This is a genomic window from Dichelobacter nodosus (assembly GCF_001263335.1).
In the GTDB taxonomy this organism is placed as follows: domain Bacteria; phylum Pseudomonadota; class Gammaproteobacteria; order Cardiobacteriales; family Cardiobacteriaceae; genus Dichelobacter; species Dichelobacter nodosus.
On sequence record NZ_LGVW01000034.1, the window covers coordinates 1 to 14,440 of the forward strand.

Genomic DNA, 14,440 nt, shown 5'->3' on the forward strand with positions numbered 1-14,440 from the left:
TCTACCGCTGAGCTAACGACCCAAGAAATCATTAAAAAGAGATTGAAACAGCAAAAATGGTGGGCCGTGAAGGAATCGAACCTTCGACCAATTGGTTAAAAGCCAACTGCTCTACCGCTGAGCTAACGACCCGAATAACGTTTAGACGATAAACTTACTCTTCAACATTGATTTTTTAAAAATCAATGTTCCCTATGCGCTCAAGAGGGAGTGCATTATAGTTAAAATTATGTTTGATGCAAGTTTATCAGCAAATTTTTTGCCAACCATTTGAAATATTATTTATTTTTTAGGCGCGATAACCAATGATTACGCATCTGCAAACCGTGGCATAACGTTTCATATTCCGGCATTTGAGGCGTAATAATGCCGTGGCGAATACAGCAATCCAACATTACGAGCGCCGAATTCGTTTTTACGTCGCCCTCGCGTAACATTTCGGGAATCTCTTCCAGCGGAACACAAATAAAATGCGCCACTTCGCCGTCCGTATTCTGCGGTTCAAAATCGGCGGGCAAAAATAAATCGTATAAAAATAACACATCAGCGCGAATGCCATTATTTTGTTGCCAACAATAACTCACCATGCCCACCGATTGCGCCGTTTGACTTAACGATTCGGGAATATTGGCTTCCTCGCGGCATTCTTTTTGCATATTGTTAAAAGCGGAAATCCCGTATGGCAAACCGCCGGCGGCGATTTGATCCCATTTATTCGGTTCGGTCGGTTTATTTGGTGCACGTTGCCCCAACCACATTGCCAAACCGTTTTTTCTGCGCACCAAACCATTAATATGAACGCCGTAACCACAACCGCCAAAAATGGGCATCGCCGCGCGTTCAATCAACGCTTGAGGCGCGTGGTAATATGACGGAGACAACGCAAATAATTCATCGCGCCAACCCGTAACGTAACTATCGGCACGCATATTTGCCGTAATTTGTGCTAAGTGTTCTGAATTGCGCGCGCAATTCGCGCTTGCATCGCGCCATTGAACGCCCAAAGCATGAGAAACGAGATAAAAACCGTATTTTTCCAAAGTTTTCGGCGCCTGACGATGAATTAATCCCACCGGAACATCGCCAAAATATAAACGCAGATAATAGTCAGGGTGAGCCGTATTCGCGGCAGCAATCAAATGGGATAAAGTCATCATGGCAATAAGGAAATGATTTAAAAAAGCGACGTTATCCTACTAAAATCCCCAACATGAAGAAAGCAGCGCTTTGATTCTTTTTTGGTAAAAGCTCGTTACAATGCTGCCTGTTTTTGATTTTGATTCATGGAAATAATAATGCTGCGTGATATTCCTTTTTTTTGGCGGAAACGCTGCTGGCAATCGTGGGTGTTATTGCCGTTATCGCTGATTTTTCGGGCGCTGGTTTTATTGCGCCGTCAATTGTACCGTTTGGGCGTGATTGCTTCTTACCGCGCGCCAGTGCCAGTTATCGTTGTGGGTAACGTCACAGTCGGCGGCAACGGCAAAACGCCTTTAGTGATTGCGCTCGTCAACGCGTTACAAGAAAAAGGTTGGAAAGTGGGCGTTATCAGCCGCGGTTATGGCGGCAACCGGCGAAAACCCGTTTTAGTGAACGAAAAAAGCGACGTGCGCACCGTTGGCGATGAGCCGCTACTCATTCATCAAAAAACCCGTGCGCCGGTTTCGGTTTATTATCGCCGGCAGCGCGCCATCGAAAATTTATTAATGCATTTTCCAGAAACCGAACTCATCATCAGCGACGACGGTTTGCAACATTATGCATTGCAATATGATTGCGCTTTATTAGCGATTGCCGCGGATTTTGGTTTGGGCAATGGTTTTTGTTTACCGGCGGGGGCACTGCGCGAACCGCTGCCGCCGTTTGCAACGATTGATGCCATCATCACCACCGGCAAAATGTCTACCGCTTTACCAATTTCGGCGCCACAATTTGTTACCACTTTTAAAAATGATCAGTTTTACCGCAGTAACGGTGAACGCATCAGCATCGAAACGCTCAAAGAAAATCCGCTTTACGTGGTCACGGCAATTGCGCGTCCAGAACGTTTTTTAAATCGGTTGCACGCGTTGGGCATTTCGCCCGTCATCAGCAAAATTTTTGCCGATCACGCCATGCTTCACGAAAGTATGCTGACTTTTGCCGCCGATGGTTTGATTTTAATGACCACAAAAGATCAAGTAAAAACACAAAACTGGTCGGCATTTTGGCAAGAAAAAATCATCGTATTAAGCGATGAATTAACCATTGATGAAGAACTGATTTCCCTGATTTTGTCGTGCGCGACAAGAACCCGAAAATAAAAGGACGTTTTATGTTAAACCCCGATCTCCATCTCCGTTTACAGCAAGCATTGCAACAATTAAACAGCATCATTTTAGACAAAGAAGAAACCATTGAATTGGCGCTTTGTTGTTTGCTCGCGCGCGGTCACGTGTTATTAGAAGACTTGCCGGGCGTTGGTAAAACAACGTTAGCCAAAGCTTTTGCCGCAACGTTGGGACTTGATTTTCACCGCATTCAATTTACCGCAGATTTGCTGCCGGCGGACGTTTTGGGTTTTTCAACGTTGGACAACAATGCCGCGTTACATTTTCACGCCGGCGCGGTTTTTACCCAATTATTGCTTGCCGATGAAATTAACCGCGCCTCGCCTAAAAGTCAGTCAGCGCTTTTAGAAGCGATGGAAGAGCGTCAAGTAACCATTGAAGGGAAAACTTATCCGTTGCCGCAGCCGTTTTTTGTTTTTGCCACTCAAAATCCACAGGAACAAATCGGCACTTTTGCTTTGCCCGAATCGCAACTCGATCGGTTTTTAATGTGTTTATCTTTGGGATATCCCAGCCCAGAACAAGAAATTGCGTTGTTATCCGGACAACCGCGGCAAACGCTGTTACAAACCGCGAAAATTTTATTAAGCGCCGACGATATTTTGGCACTACAACACGCTGCTGCCAGCATCACCGTTTCTAAAACACTGGCGCATTACGTGCAACAACTTTTAGCGTTTACCCGCGACCGCAGCCATTTTGCGCAAGGATTATCCACGCGCGCCGGACTCGCATTAATTCAAGCCGCGCGTGCTTACGCTTTATTAAAACAATCGGCATTTGTGTTACCCGAACACGTGCAAAAAGTATTTATTGCCGTGGTGCAACATCGTTTACCGTTGTGGGAACAGCCGCTTTCTCAACGGCGCGCCAAAGTAGCGGCAATTTTAGAACAAGTTCCGGTGCCGTTATGATAGTGCGCCGCACGATTGCCGCCGTTCGCCGATATTGTTTAGCGCGTATGCCGGCGCGCGCCGAATATGTTTTTACTGTTGCGCGAAAAATGCCCATCGTGCCGACTCATTACGGTTTGGGATTTTTTATGTTGCTCGGCATGTTATTTATTTGGTCAGCCAATCATCGGTTGAATTTGGGTTATGCGCTGATTTTTCTTTTGCTGATGATCATGTTATTAAGCGCGGTATTAACCGCGCATTCTTTGGCGCAACTTAAAATTTACGTTGCTGATGCGCCGCCCGTTTGGGCAGGTGATCCGGCATATTTTCCGTTATACATCACAGAATTAGCACAAAAACCGCGGGCGGGATTGTGGATTTCGCAGAAAATGCAACTTCATTGGTGCGACGGCATCGCTGCCGGTGCAACAAAAGTGGAATATTTCAAACAAGAAACAACAAAACGCGGCTGGCAAACGCTCGACTTTTTGCAAATGTACAGCACATTGCCTTTTGGGCTTTTTGTATCTTGGCAATGGTTGCGGTGTTCGGCGCGGGTACTGGTTTATCCGCGTCCTGCTGGCAATCAACCGTTACCTTACGACGTTCAAACGCAAACGCAGGGAACCTTGCAATTATCCGGAAAAGGCGAAGAAGATTTGGCTGGTTTGAGCGTTTATCGCGCCGGCGATCCGTTATCACGCGTGGCGTGGAAACAATCGGCGCGCAGTAAAGAGCGTTTAATTAAACGTTTTTCCGGTGCGGCAGCGCAAAAAGTCGTATTAGATTTTGCCAAAACGCGCGGCGATACGGAGGCGCGTTTATCGCAAATGGCGCAGTGGATTTTGGATTGTGAAGCGCAAAAAATAAGTTATTCATTTGTTTTAGAACATTATTATCTTGATTTTTCTTCCGGAAAAGAACACCGCGACCGCTGTTTGCAACGATTAGCCGAATATGAGTCGCCATAAAGGAATACGCCATGAAATTAATCCGTTTAGTTTCCGCACAAAATCATCAAGATTTTATTCCTCAAACCGTATGGTGGATACAACTTGCCATCAGCGCGTTATTTGTTTTGCCTTTATTATTTTTTCTGACGACGCCGGCAACGGTATTAATCATTTGCGCGCTGGCAATTCGCTTTTTAGCGTTATTTATTAAAAAAATGTCGCTCTCGTTGTGGGCAATTGTGCCGATTTTTTTAACGAGTTGCGTTTTATTGGGTTTTGTGTGGAAACAACAACAGGGCGTGAGTTTTGTTTTTGTGCATTTTTTGGTGTTGATGGCGATGTGTAAAATGCTGGAATCGCGCAATATCAATGATATTAAAGTGATTTTTCAGTTGCATTGGTGTTTGTTGTTCGCGCTTTTGATGTATACCCAATCGCCGTGGGCATTTTTATTTCTTTTGCTGGCAATCGTGGCGAATTTTTTTATGTTGATGCGCGCGATGCAACGCCACAGCCGCATACAATCAGTTTATAACCGCCGCACGCTGGCATTTTTATTATTGTTTGCTTTTCCTTTTGCCGCGGTTTTATTTATTTTTGTGCCGCGCATCAATCCGATTTGGCGCATGCCGCAAATCCCCGAAAAACAAGTAACAGGTTTGCCCGATGAAATGTCTATGGGCGATTTGGCAGGTTTGGCGCGTTCAAATGAAATTACTTTTAGAGTACGGTTTTTAAATAACGCGGTGCCGCCGCGGCAAAAACTTTATTGGCGTGGTCCCGTATTGTGGCATTTTGATGGCAAAAATTGGACGCAGTGGGGACGCGATGCGTATCGTCCGCGCGAGCCGATGTTTTATCAAAAAAATGCCACGGTCGCGTACGAATGGACGCAAGTTAAACCCAATATGCATTGGTTAACGCTTTTAGAATTGCCGATTGAATTGCCGCAAAAACGGCTCTCGATCGCGGCGGCGTGGCAAATTCGTTTACCCGATAATGCGCCACGCAATTACCGTTTTTTAGCACAATCTGCCACCGAGTATCGTTTGGCACCGGAATCGTTAACTTATTTGGAACGAAAAACGGCTACCGCGTTGCCGGTAACCGTTGATTTAACGCGGACGCGCGCGCTGGCAAAACGTTTATTTGATGAAAATGGACAAAATGCGCGCGGATTTGCGGCGGCATTTTTAAATTATTTAACAACGGAAGAATTTTATTATTCTTTGGAACCGTTAGCCGGTGCCGGCAATGTGGAACGTTTTTTATTCGAGCAGCGGATCGGATTTTGTGAACATTATGCGCAGGCGATGGCGATTGCCGCGCGCACGGTTGATATTCCCGCGCGCATTGTTTTGGGATATCAAGGCGCAACGTTTAATCCCCTCAGCGGCGATTGGGTGGTGCGGGAAGAGCAAGCGCATGCTTGGGTGGAATTATGGTTGGAAGGAAACGGCTGGACGCGTTTTGATCCCACGGCAGCCGTTGCACCGCATCGCATTCGCAGCGGTGGATTGTCGTCAGAAGTTTTTGCTCACGGCGAGGACGGTCGCGCTTTGAGTTCGCGGCTCGCTGAACGCGTTGCTACGATTGCGTGGTTGCGTAACGCTTTAGATGCGGGGCGCAGTTTTTGGCAAGATTGGATTATTCAAATGGACAGCCGTCAACAACAATTTTTATTAAACCACTTGGGATTGGGCGCGGTGCCGTTGGGTTATGTTTTAGCGGCGGCAATTGCCATTTCAACGGGGATTTTGTTGGCGGGTTATTATTTTTGGCAACGGCAGTTGTCGTCCGATGATGCCGTAGCAAAAATGGCGCATCAATTGTTAATTAAATTGGAAAAACGGGGTTTTGTGAAGGCGCCGGCAATGCCGTTTGGCGTATTTTTGCGCAATATGGCAACGGCGGCAACGAAAATACCGGAAAAACAATGGGGTGACGCCGCAAATGCTTATGAAACGCTGCGTTATGGTAAAACGACCGCGCCCGCACAGCCGGCATTTGTGTGCGCGGCATTGCGGCAAATTTTGCACGCGCTTTAATCGGCTGAAAATGTCTTGTTATTATTGGGTGAAGCGAATATAGTACTTCATTAGTTCTATATTGGAGCGTTTTATGTTGCGGATTACCAAAGAAAGTGAATACGCTTTTTTGTTGTTATCGGTATTACTTTCTGAAGAAAGCGCCCAAAGTGCGGCAGTTTTAGCGAAAAAAACCGGAATCGCCGCGCCGATGGCAAGCAAAGTGTTAAAACGTTTGCTCAAAGGCGATATTGTGCAATCGGTGCGTGGCGCGTACGGCGGTTATCGTTTGGCAAAAGCGGCTGAAACGATTACGGCTTTGGAAGTGGTCGCCGTAATCGAAGGGATGCCGGAATTGGTGGAATGTGTGGATCAGAATAAAAATTGCGATTTATCAAGCAATTGTCCCATCAGTCCTTTTTGGCAACAGATGAATCAAGCGATTGAAACGATGCTCGCAGCAAAAACGTTGGCAGATATGCAGCGCGATGAAAATATATGTTCTGGGAGAAATTCATGAGTGAAGAAAAAGAGAAAAATGCGGCGTTAAAAGACATGGCGCAAAGTGAATATCGCTTTGGTTTTACAACAGATATTGAGCAGTTGACTTTGCCGGCGGGATTAAATGAATCGGTGATTCGCCATATTTCCAGCATGAAAAAAGAACCCGATTGGTTATTGAATTGGCGTTTGGAAGCGTATCGCATTTGGTTAACTTTAGAACAACCCGATTGGGGGCATTTAACCATCGCGCCAATTAATTATCAGGAAATTTCTTATTTTTCCGCACCCAAATCGCAAACGAATGCGCCGAAAAGTTTGGCAGAAGTGGAGCCGGAAATTTTGGAAACCTATAAAAAGTTAGGCGTTCCAATTGAAGAGCAGGAATTATTGGCGGGCGTGGCAGTTGATGCGGTTTTTGATTCGGTTTCTGTGGCGACGAGTTACCGCGAACGTTTGGCAAAAGACGGCATTATTTTCTGTTCTTTTTCGGAGGCGGTGCAAAATTATCCGGATTTGGTGCGCCGATATTTAGGCACGGTGGTAGGCGCTGATGATAATTATTTTGCGGCATTAAATGCGGCAGTCTTTACCGATGGATCTTTTTGTTACATTCCCGAACGTGTGCGCTGCCCGATGGAATTATCCACTTATTTCCGCATTAATGCGGCAAATACGGGGCAATTCGAACGCACGTTAATCGTGGCAGAAAAAGGCGCTTATGTGTCGTATTTAGAAGGGTGCACGGCGCCACAACGCGATAGAAATCAATTGCATGCGGCGGTTGTTGAAATCGTTGCGCAAGAAGAAGCGGAAGTGAAATATTCAACGGTGCAAAATTGGTATCCCGGCGATAAAGAAGGCAAGGGCGGTATTTATAATTTTGTTACTAAACGCGGACTTGCCGCGCGCGCTGCCAAAATTTCTTGGACGCAGGTGGAAACCGGTTCAGCGATTACGTGGAAATATCCGAGCGTTATTTTGCAAGGCGATGATTCGGTTGGTGAATTTTTTTCTGTGGCGTTAACGCGCGATTATCAACAAGCCGATACCGGCGCCAAAATGATTCATATCGGAAAAAATACAAAATCCACCATCGTTTCCAAAGGCATTTCTTTAGGTTATGCGCAAAATGCATACCGCGGTTTGGTGAAAATTTTGCCGAGCGCTGATAACGCGCGCAATTTTTCCCAATGCGATTCTTTGTTAATCGGCAGCCAATGCGGCGCGCATACTTTTCCTTATTTAATTACGCAAAACGCCAGCGCGCATGTTGAGCATGAAGCGACCACGGCAAAAATTGGCGCCGATCAAATTTTTTATTGTCTACAACGCGGATTATCCGAACAAGATGCGGTGAATTTAATCGTCAATGGTTTTTGTAAAGAAGTTTATAACCAGTTACCAATGGAATTTGCGGTTGAAGCGCAGCGTTTAATCGATTTAAAACTAGAAGGCAGCGTAGGTTAACGTTTTTATTTATATTTTTGGGGCATTATCGTGTTACGTATTGAAAATTTACATGTTTCAGTTGAGCAAAAAAGCATTTTAAACGGAGTAAATCTCCATATTCCCGCCGGCGAAGTGCATGCCATTATGGGACCAAACGGTTCCGGAAAATCGACTTTGGCAAACGTGATTGCTGGTTATCCTGATTATCAAGTAACCGCCGGCAATGTTTGGTTTAAAGATCAGGATTTGCTCGCTTTGGATCCGGAAGAACGCGCCCGCGAAGGCGTTTTTTTAGCGTTTCAATATCCGGTGGAAATTCCCGGCGTCAGTACGCTTTATTTTCTTAAAACCGCATTAAACGCCAAACGCAAACATCATAATCTGCCGCCGTTAGATGCGATAGATTTTCATCAATTCGTGATGGAACGTTTGCAACAAATCAAAATGGGCGAAGATTTTTTAAAACGCGCGGTTAACGTCGGCTTTTCCGGCGGCGAGAAAAAACGCAATGAATTATTGCAAATGTCCGTGCTCGAGCCGGATTTAGCCGTGTTAGATGAAACGGATTCCGGATTGGATATTGATGCTTTGCGGGTGGTTGCTGATGGCGTTAATCAATTAATGGACGGCAAACGTTCGTTTTTAGTGATCACGCATTATCAGCGTTTACTGGAATATATTGTGCCGGACGTGGTGCACGTATTAGTTGACGGCAAAATTGTGCAAAGCGGTAGTAAAGAATTGGCTTTGGAACTCGAAGCCAGCGGTTATCAAGATTATCGCGGCGCTAGAGGAGAGTCGAGATGACAGATAGTTTATTGGCGCCGTTATTGGCGCAAACGTCTTCCGATCCTTTAGCCAAAGATGCAGCGGATTATTGCCAGCAATATGGCGCGTTGAATCGTCAGGAAGCGTGGCGCTGGTTGCCGTTACAATCGTTACAATTGTCGCGCAAAATTGCTGATGCCGATTATCAATATAATTTGCCGGAAGATTGGTTAGTTTCTTGCGGACGCGAAGCATTTTCTGGCGTTTTAGAAGATAAAAATGCGCCGTTTGCCGCGCTCAATATTGCGTTGCATGATGAAACTTTATTGCTGGAAATTCCCGAGCAAACCGTTTGCGAAGACGTTATGACGATTCATATCGATGCTTTGGGGCACATTTGGCAATTTTCGCGGTTAGAAGTTGTGGTTGGTCGCGGGGCAAAAGCGGCGCTTTGGCTGGATTTTGGCGTGGAAAACAACGCCGCACAAGTGCCGCTCGTGCAATTTTCTCTTTTGGAAGCGGCAGAATTGGAAGCGGTTGTTTGGTTAAACGCGCAAGATCAATCGTCAACCGCGCAAACTGTTTTTTTGCACAGTCAACAAGATCATCATTCGCGGCTGGCTATCAATGCCGCAATCACGGGCGGCGCGTTAGCACGCGTTGATATGCATGCGGATTTACACGGTCAATCGGCGCAATTTTCTTTTGGCGGCGTGCAAAGTGCAGCGCGGCAGGAAATTCATGATTATCACGTGCAAGTGCGGCATTTAAATGAAGCGTGTAGCAGTGAGCAAATTATCCGCGGTGTATTAAATGATCAGGCGCAGGGCTTTTTTGATGGGTTGATTTTTGTTCAACAAGATGCCCAATTAACCGCCGGTCGGCAGGATAGCCGTTATTTATTGTTATCGCCGCAGGCGCGGGCGCAATCGATGCCGCGGTTAGAAATTTATGCCGATGACGTGCAATGTGCGCACGGCGCAACGGTGGGTTTTTTAGATGCGCAGGCGTTATTTTATTTGCAAACGCGTGGCATTGATTTGGCGACGGCGCGGTCGTTATTAATGATGAGTTTTGTGCAAGAAGCCGTGGTATTAACGCAAGATGCGTTGCGCGGCGATTTTGTGCAGGCGTTGCAAACGATTGGATCGCAAGGAGCTGAAGATGAATGCTGATATTCGCGCAGAGTTTCCCATTTTGCAGGAAAAAAACGGCGGTAAACGGCTGGCTTATTTGGATAATGCCGCAAGCGTGCACAAACCTTTAGCCGTGATGGCGGCGATGGATCAGTGTTTAAAAAAGGAATACAGCAATATTCATCGCGGCGTGCATTGGCTTTCGCAACGATTAACGCAACGTTATGAGACGGTGCGCGAAAAAGTGGCAAGTTTCTTGCATGCTGAACGTGTCGATGAAATTATTTTCACTAAAGGCACAACCGATAGCTTGAATTTATTGGCTTCTTCTTTGTCAGAATTGTTATTAAAATCAGGCGATAAAGTGTTAATCACTGCAATGGAACATCACGCCAATATTGTTCCGTGGCAAATTGCATGCCGAAAAGCAGGTGCGCAATTGGTGGTTTTGCCGATGGACGAGCGCGGCGTTTTAGAGGCGCAACATTTGCCGGATTTATTATCTGGTGTGAAGATTTTTTCAATCACGCAAGTTTCAAATGCTTTGGGCACGATTAATCCGGTAAAAGCATTGATTCAAAAGGTGAAAGCTTTTAATCCGGATATTGTGTGTATTGTGGACGGCGCGCAGGCGGTCGCACATTTGCCGGTTGATGTGCAGGATTTGGGTTGTGATTTTTACGCGTTTTCAGCGCACAAATTATATGGACCAACTGCGGTGGGCGTGTTGTATGGTCGTTATGATTTATTAGAAGCGATGCCGCCTTATCAAAGTGGCGGCGATATGATTTTGTCGGTTAGTTTTGAAAAGACTTCTTATGCACCGCCGCCGCATAAATTTGAAGCCGGAACGCCGCCGATTGTGGAAGTGATTGGTTTGGGCGCGGCGATTGATTGGGTGCAGTCGGTGGGATTATCGTCCATTCAAAATTGGGAACAGCAATTGCATGCGCAGGCGGAAAAAGCATTGATGGATTTTTCGGGTGTGCGGATTTATGGCACGGCGCCGGAAAAAGCGGCAGTGATTTCGTTTACTTTAAACGGCATTCACCCGCATGATGCTGGCACGATTTTTGATGCTCAAGGTGTTGCCGTTCGCGTTGGGCATCATTGCGCGGAACCGGTGATGCGGTTTTTTCATATTCCGGCAACGATTCGCGCATCTTTTGCTGTTTATAACGATGAAGCAGATGTGGCGCAATTATTGGCAGCGGTACGAGCAACGCAGGAGATGTTTGCATGAATGATTTATCTGATTTATATCAAGAACTTATTCTTGATCACAGCAAAAATCCGCGCAATTTTCATGCGTTAACGCCGTGTACGCACAGCGCAACGGGTCATAATCCTTTGTGTGGTGATAATTTAAAGGTTTTTGTACGACTCAATGAAGGCGTGATTGCGGATTTGAGTTTTGTGGGCGATGGTTGCGCGATTTCAAAAGCTTCAGCGTCGATGATGACGGAGCTCGCGATGGGAAAAACATTGGAGGAATTTCAAAAACTCTATGATTTATTTCATTATATTGCGACTACGCAAAATCCCATTCCTCAAGAAGTGGGAAAATTGCAGGCGCTTGCCGGTGTTCGGCAATATCCGGCGCGGGTAAAATGTGCGACTTTAGCGTGGCATACGTTAGACGCAGCGTTGCATCATAAAAATTTGGTTAAAACGGAGTGATGATGGATTTTCAGGACGTTCCTTTTTATAAGGATATTGAGGATCCGGCGTTATCTCCTTTAGAACGTGCGGTTATTGAAGCATTAAAAAGCGTTTATGATCCGGAGATTCCAGTAGATATTTATGAATTAGGTTTGATTTATCACATTGACTGCGATACCGTGGCAAAAAAAGTCATAGTTTATATGACACTAACAGCTCCGGGCTGTCCGGTCGCAGGTGTGATGCCAGACTGGGTAAAAGAAGCGATAGAAAAAGTCGATGGAGTTTCTGACTGCACGGTGGAAATGGTATGGGATCCGCCGTGGACGATGGAAATGATGAGTTTACGAGCAAAAATTGATTTGAATATGATTTAAAACGTTTTGCAAGTGAACTTAATCGTTGTTTTTTTTTATACCTTTATTTAAAGGAGTTCTGATGTTTTTATTTAAAAAATCTTCATTGGCAATCGCGCTCGTTATGGGTATGGCAACAGCAGCAAATGCTGAAACGTTAACAATGGGAATTAACTATTTGGCAGCGCCGTATAGTTATCAAGATGAATCCGGCAATTTAACCGGCTTTGAAATCGAATTAATTCAAGCAATTGGCAAAGAAGCAGGATTTGACGTTAAAATCGAACCGATTATGTTCTCACGCACTTTGCCGGGATTAGAAAAAGGCGAGTTTGATTTTGTGGGACACGTTTACGGCACCGAAGAACGTAGTCAGTTATATAACATGATTCATATTCACGACGACGGATTTAAATTTATTCGTTTGAAAAAATCTGATATGGAACCAATTTCTGAAAATACAAAAGTTTCCGTGATCAGTTTGTCACCGCAAGATGAACAATTGCAAGCCGTGAAAAAACTCAAATATCCTAATTTAGAAATTGCCGCTTTAGATACCAACTTTTTAGCGCTCAAAAATTTATTTATGGATAAATCAGAAGTGATGTTGGCGCCGATTTCTGAAATCAATTATTTGGTAAAAAGCTATAAAGATCACGAGTTCCAAATTTTAGACGTGCCTAAAGAATACGTACAAAGTATTTCTATTAACTACACAACGAAAAAAGATAATGCTGCTTTAGCGAAAAGAATTACAGACGGTTTGGAAGCAACGAAGAAAAACGGTACTTTCGACACTTTGAAAACAAAATATAATTTGTAATTATTTATATACGCTAATTAACTAACTAAGCCGCTGGATTTTTAGGATCCGGCGGCTTGTTTTTTTTGTATTTTATAAATTCACATCAGCGAGTTTCGGATTATTTTCTTTGGGAATCGGACGCGGATTGCCGTTTTCATCGATGGCAACGTAGGTAAAAATCGCTTCAGTAACCAATTTTCGGCTCTCTTCAAAACCGCTTTGCCCAAATATTTTCACCCAAACTTCAATTTTAATTTGCAAAGACGTTCGCCCAATATGCACGCAACGACCATAACAACAAACTACGTTACCAACGCGCACGGGGTGCATAAAAGTCATTTCTTGCACGGCAATGGTGACCGCGCGACCGCGTGTGATTTCTGCAGCAAGAATGCCAGCACCCATATCCATTTGCGACATAATCCAGCCGCCAAAAATATCTTGATTAGGATTGGTATCGGCGGGCATCGCTAAACTGCGCAATACCAATTCACCTTGAGGTTCGCTGCGTTCAAGTTTTTTTTCGGAATTCATTTTTTGTCCTCATTTTGCGATCAAAACGTTCCACAGCTTAAAACCTCATCATTTTGCTGTCAAAAAAATGCTAGGATCGCGCCCGTTATGTCAACACGAAGGAGTGGAAGATGTTTGTAGAACCAACTTATCGTTTACAAAATGGCATTGAAATTCCGCGATTAGGTTTGGGAACGTGGTGCATTGAGCAAAAAAACGCGGCAAAAGCGGTGCAACATGCGTTGGATTTGGGATACCGTCATATTGATACCGCGCAAGCTTATGAAAATGAAGCGGGTGTGGGCGCGGGCATTAAAAATAGCGGAATTCCGCGGGAAAATATTTTTGTTACGAGCAAAGTTGCTGCGGAATTGAAATCTTATGATGATGCGGCGCGATCAATTGATGAAACGCTATCGCAAATGGGTTTGGATTATTTGGATTTAATGCTGATTCATAGTCCGCAGCCGTGGGACGAATGGCGTCACCCCGAAAAACGTTATATTGCGGAAAATAAAGCTGTATGGCAGGCATTGGAAGCGGCGTATCAGGCGGGGAAATTAAAAGCGATTGGTGTTTCTAATTTTTTGATATCGGATTTGGAATTTTTGTTTGAAACTTGCCACATTCGCCCGATGGTCAACCAAATTTTATTGCATATCGGCAATACGCCGTTTGAACTTCTTGAATTTTGTCAACGACATCAAATTGTTGTAGAAGCTTATTCACCGATTGCGCACGGAGAAGCGGGAAAAAGTGCGGCAATTGTGGCGATGGCAGAAAAATATCAAGTTTCCGTGGCGCAATTATGCATTCGTTATGCGTGGCAATTGAATACGGTGGTTTTGCCGAAAGCAGAAAATCCTGCGCATATGAAAAATAACCGAGAATTGGATTTTACGATCAGCGCTGATGATATGGCGGCTTTAAAAGCAATTCGTTTTACCGATTACGGCACGTTTTCACATTTCAAAGTCTTTAGCGGTTGTTTCTAAAATAAAAAAGCCATCTCAAAAATGGCTTTTTTCAAAAGAACATTGA

Annotated in this window: 15 protein-coding genes and 1 tRNA gene; 13 read left to right on the forward strand and 3 right to left on the reverse strand. The window is 44.8% G+C overall.

Annotation, left to right across the window (positions count from 1 at the left end; all coding sequences use genetic code 11):
• Positions 1-57 precede the first annotated feature (57 nt).
• Together AKG33_RS06510 and AKG33_RS06515 are read right to left on the reverse strand one after the other, a co-directional pair.
• A tRNA-Lys gene (locus AKG33_RS06510) sits at positions 58-132 on the reverse strand.
• A 146-nt stretch (positions 133-278) separates the two neighbouring features.
• On the reverse strand, positions 279-1,157 hold the full coding sequence (locus AKG33_RS06515; protein ID WP_049752498.1) for an NUDIX hydrolase: 879 nt from the start codon (positions 1,155-1,157) through the stop codon (positions 279-281).
• 126 nt (positions 1,158-1,283) lie between these two features.
• Between AKG33_RS06515 and lpxK the strand changes: the two genes are divergently transcribed.
• The 12 genes from lpxK to AKG33_RS06575 all read left to right on the forward strand — a co-directional run bounded on the left by lpxK (position 1,284) and on the right by AKG33_RS06575 (position 12,904).
• Positions 1,284-2,303 (forward strand): tetraacyldisaccharide 4'-kinase, encoded by a 1,020-nt coding sequence (gene lpxK, locus AKG33_RS06520; protein WP_081423592.1) that lies wholly within the window; start codon positions 1,284-1,286, stop codon positions 2,301-2,303.
• Between the two features lie 11 nt (positions 2,304-2,314).
• Entirely contained in the window at positions 2,315-3,244 is a 930-nt protein-coding gene (locus tag AKG33_RS06525; protein ID WP_012031165.1) for an AAA family ATPase, read from the forward strand.
• The gene (locus AKG33_RS06530) at positions 3,241-4,197 is read left to right on the forward strand and encodes a DUF58 domain-containing protein (protein ID WP_012031164.1); all 957 of its coding nucleotides are present in this window, start codon (positions 3,241-3,243) and stop codon (positions 4,195-4,197) included. The genes AKG33_RS06525 and AKG33_RS06530 overlap by 4 nt, the downstream gene beginning before the upstream one ends.
• Before the next feature lie 11 nt (positions 4,198-4,208).
• Positions 4,209-6,227, forward strand: coding sequence for a transglutaminase family protein (locus tag AKG33_RS06535; RefSeq protein ID WP_050708046.1), 2,019 nt, complete (start codon positions 4,209-4,211; stop codon positions 6,225-6,227).
• A 73-nt stretch (positions 6,228-6,300) separates the two neighbouring features.
• Positions 6,301-6,726 carry an SUF system Fe-S cluster assembly regulator gene (locus tag AKG33_RS06540; protein ID WP_012031161.1) on the forward strand — a complete coding sequence of 142 codons (426 nt, stop codon included), beginning with the start codon at positions 6,301-6,303 and terminating at the stop codon, positions 6,724-6,726.
• Positions 6,723-8,177: a Fe-S cluster assembly protein SufB gene (gene sufB / locus AKG33_RS06545; RefSeq protein ID WP_012031160.1), complete on the forward strand. Its 1,455-nt coding sequence runs from the start codon at positions 6,723-6,725 to the stop codon at positions 8,175-8,177. Before AKG33_RS06540 ends, sufB begins: the two co-directional genes overlap by 4 nt.
• Positions 8,178-8,207: 30 nt before the next feature.
• Positions 8,208-8,966 (forward strand): Fe-S cluster assembly ATPase SufC, encoded by a 759-nt coding sequence (sufC, locus tag AKG33_RS06550; protein WP_012031159.1) that lies wholly within the window; start codon positions 8,208-8,210, stop codon positions 8,964-8,966.
• Positions 8,963-10,102: a Fe-S cluster assembly protein SufD gene (gene sufD / locus AKG33_RS06555; protein WP_012031158.1), complete on the forward strand. Its 1,140-nt coding sequence runs from the start codon at positions 8,963-8,965 to the stop codon at positions 10,100-10,102. Before sufC ends, sufD begins: the two co-directional genes overlap by 4 nt.
• On the forward strand, positions 10,092-11,306 hold the full coding sequence (locus tag AKG33_RS06560) for an aminotransferase class V-fold PLP-dependent enzyme (RefSeq protein WP_012031157.1): 1,215 nt from the start codon (positions 10,092-10,094) through the stop codon (positions 11,304-11,306). The genes sufD and AKG33_RS06560 overlap by 11 nt, the downstream gene beginning before the upstream one ends.
• Positions 11,303-11,743: a Fe-S cluster assembly sulfur transfer protein SufU gene (gene sufU / locus AKG33_RS06565; RefSeq protein ID WP_012031156.1), complete on the forward strand. Its 441-nt coding sequence runs from the start codon at positions 11,303-11,305 to the stop codon at positions 11,741-11,743. Before AKG33_RS06560 ends, sufU begins: the two co-directional genes overlap by 4 nt.
• A 2-nt stretch (positions 11,744-11,745) precedes the next feature.
• Positions 11,746-12,102 carry an SUF system Fe-S cluster assembly protein gene (locus tag AKG33_RS06570; protein WP_012031155.1) on the forward strand — a complete coding sequence of 119 codons (357 nt, stop codon included), beginning with the start codon at positions 11,746-11,748 and terminating at the stop codon, positions 12,100-12,102.
• A gap of 61 nt (positions 12,103-12,163) precedes the next feature.
• Positions 12,164-12,904, forward strand: a complete 741-nt coding sequence (locus AKG33_RS06575; protein WP_012031154.1) for an ABC transporter substrate-binding protein — start codon at positions 12,164-12,166, stop codon at positions 12,902-12,904.
• Between the two features lie 72 nt (positions 12,905-12,976).
• Here AKG33_RS06575 and yciA read toward each other — a convergent pair whose 3' ends face one another.
• Positions 12,977-13,420 carry an acyl-CoA thioester hydrolase YciA gene (gene yciA, locus AKG33_RS06580; RefSeq protein ID WP_012031153.1) on the reverse strand — a complete coding sequence of 148 codons (444 nt, stop codon included), beginning with the start codon at positions 13,418-13,420 and terminating at the stop codon, positions 12,977-12,979.
• 110 nt (positions 13,421-13,530) lie between these two features.
• Here yciA and AKG33_RS06585 point away from each other — a divergent pair, with 110 nt between their 5' ends.
• Positions 13,531-14,394 (forward strand): aldo/keto reductase, encoded by an 864-nt coding sequence (locus tag AKG33_RS06585; protein WP_012031152.1) that lies wholly within the window; start codon positions 13,531-13,533, stop codon positions 14,392-14,394.
• The last annotated feature ends 46 nt before the right edge of the window (positions 14,395-14,440 follow it).

Excerpts from the sequence above, each read along its gene's own strand:
- AKG33_RS06535 (WP_050708046.1), top strand. The coding sequence starts at position 4,209 with ATGAAATTAATCCGTTTAGTTTCCGCACAAAATCATCAAGATTTTATT.
- AKG33_RS06575 (WP_012031154.1), top strand. The coding sequence starts at position 12,164 with ATGTTTTTATTTAAAAAATCTTCATTGGCAATCGCGCTCGTTATGGGT.
- AKG33_RS06515 (WP_049752498.1), bottom strand. The coding sequence starts at position 1,157 with ATGATGACTTTATCCCATTTGATTGCTGCCGCGAATACGGCTCACCCT.
- AKG33_RS06585 (WP_012031152.1), top strand. The coding sequence starts at position 13,531 with ATGTTTGTAGAACCAACTTATCGTTTACAAAATGGCATTGAAATTCCG.
- sufD (WP_012031158.1), top strand. The coding sequence starts at position 8,963 with ATGACAGATAGTTTATTGGCGCCGTTATTGGCGCAAACGTCTTCCGAT.
- sufB (WP_012031160.1), top strand. The coding sequence starts at position 6,723 with ATGAGTGAAGAAAAAGAGAAAAATGCGGCGTTAAAAGACATGGCGCAA.
- lpxK (WP_081423592.1), top strand. The coding sequence starts at position 1,284 with ATGGAAATAATAATGCTGCGTGATATTCCTTTTTTTTGGCGGAAACGC.
- yciA (WP_012031153.1), bottom strand. The coding sequence starts at position 13,420 with ATGAATTCCGAAAAAAAACTTGAACGCAGCGAACCTCAAGGTGAATTG.
- AKG33_RS06560 (WP_012031157.1), top strand. The coding sequence starts at position 10,092 with ATGAATGCTGATATTCGCGCAGAGTTTCCCATTTTGCAGGAAAAAAAC.
- AKG33_RS06540 (WP_012031161.1), top strand. The coding sequence starts at position 6,301 with ATGTTGCGGATTACCAAAGAAAGTGAATACGCTTTTTTGTTGTTATCG.
- AKG33_RS06570 (WP_012031155.1), top strand. The coding sequence starts at position 11,746 with ATGGATTTTCAGGACGTTCCTTTTTATAAGGATATTGAGGATCCGGCG.
- AKG33_RS06530 (WP_012031164.1), top strand. The coding sequence starts at position 3,241 with ATGATAGTGCGCCGCACGATTGCCGCCGTTCGCCGATATTGTTTAGCG.
- AKG33_RS06525 (WP_012031165.1), top strand. The coding sequence starts at position 2,315 with ATGTTAAACCCCGATCTCCATCTCCGTTTACAGCAAGCATTGCAACAA.
- sufU (WP_012031156.1), top strand. The coding sequence starts at position 11,303 with ATGAATGATTTATCTGATTTATATCAAGAACTTATTCTTGATCACAGC.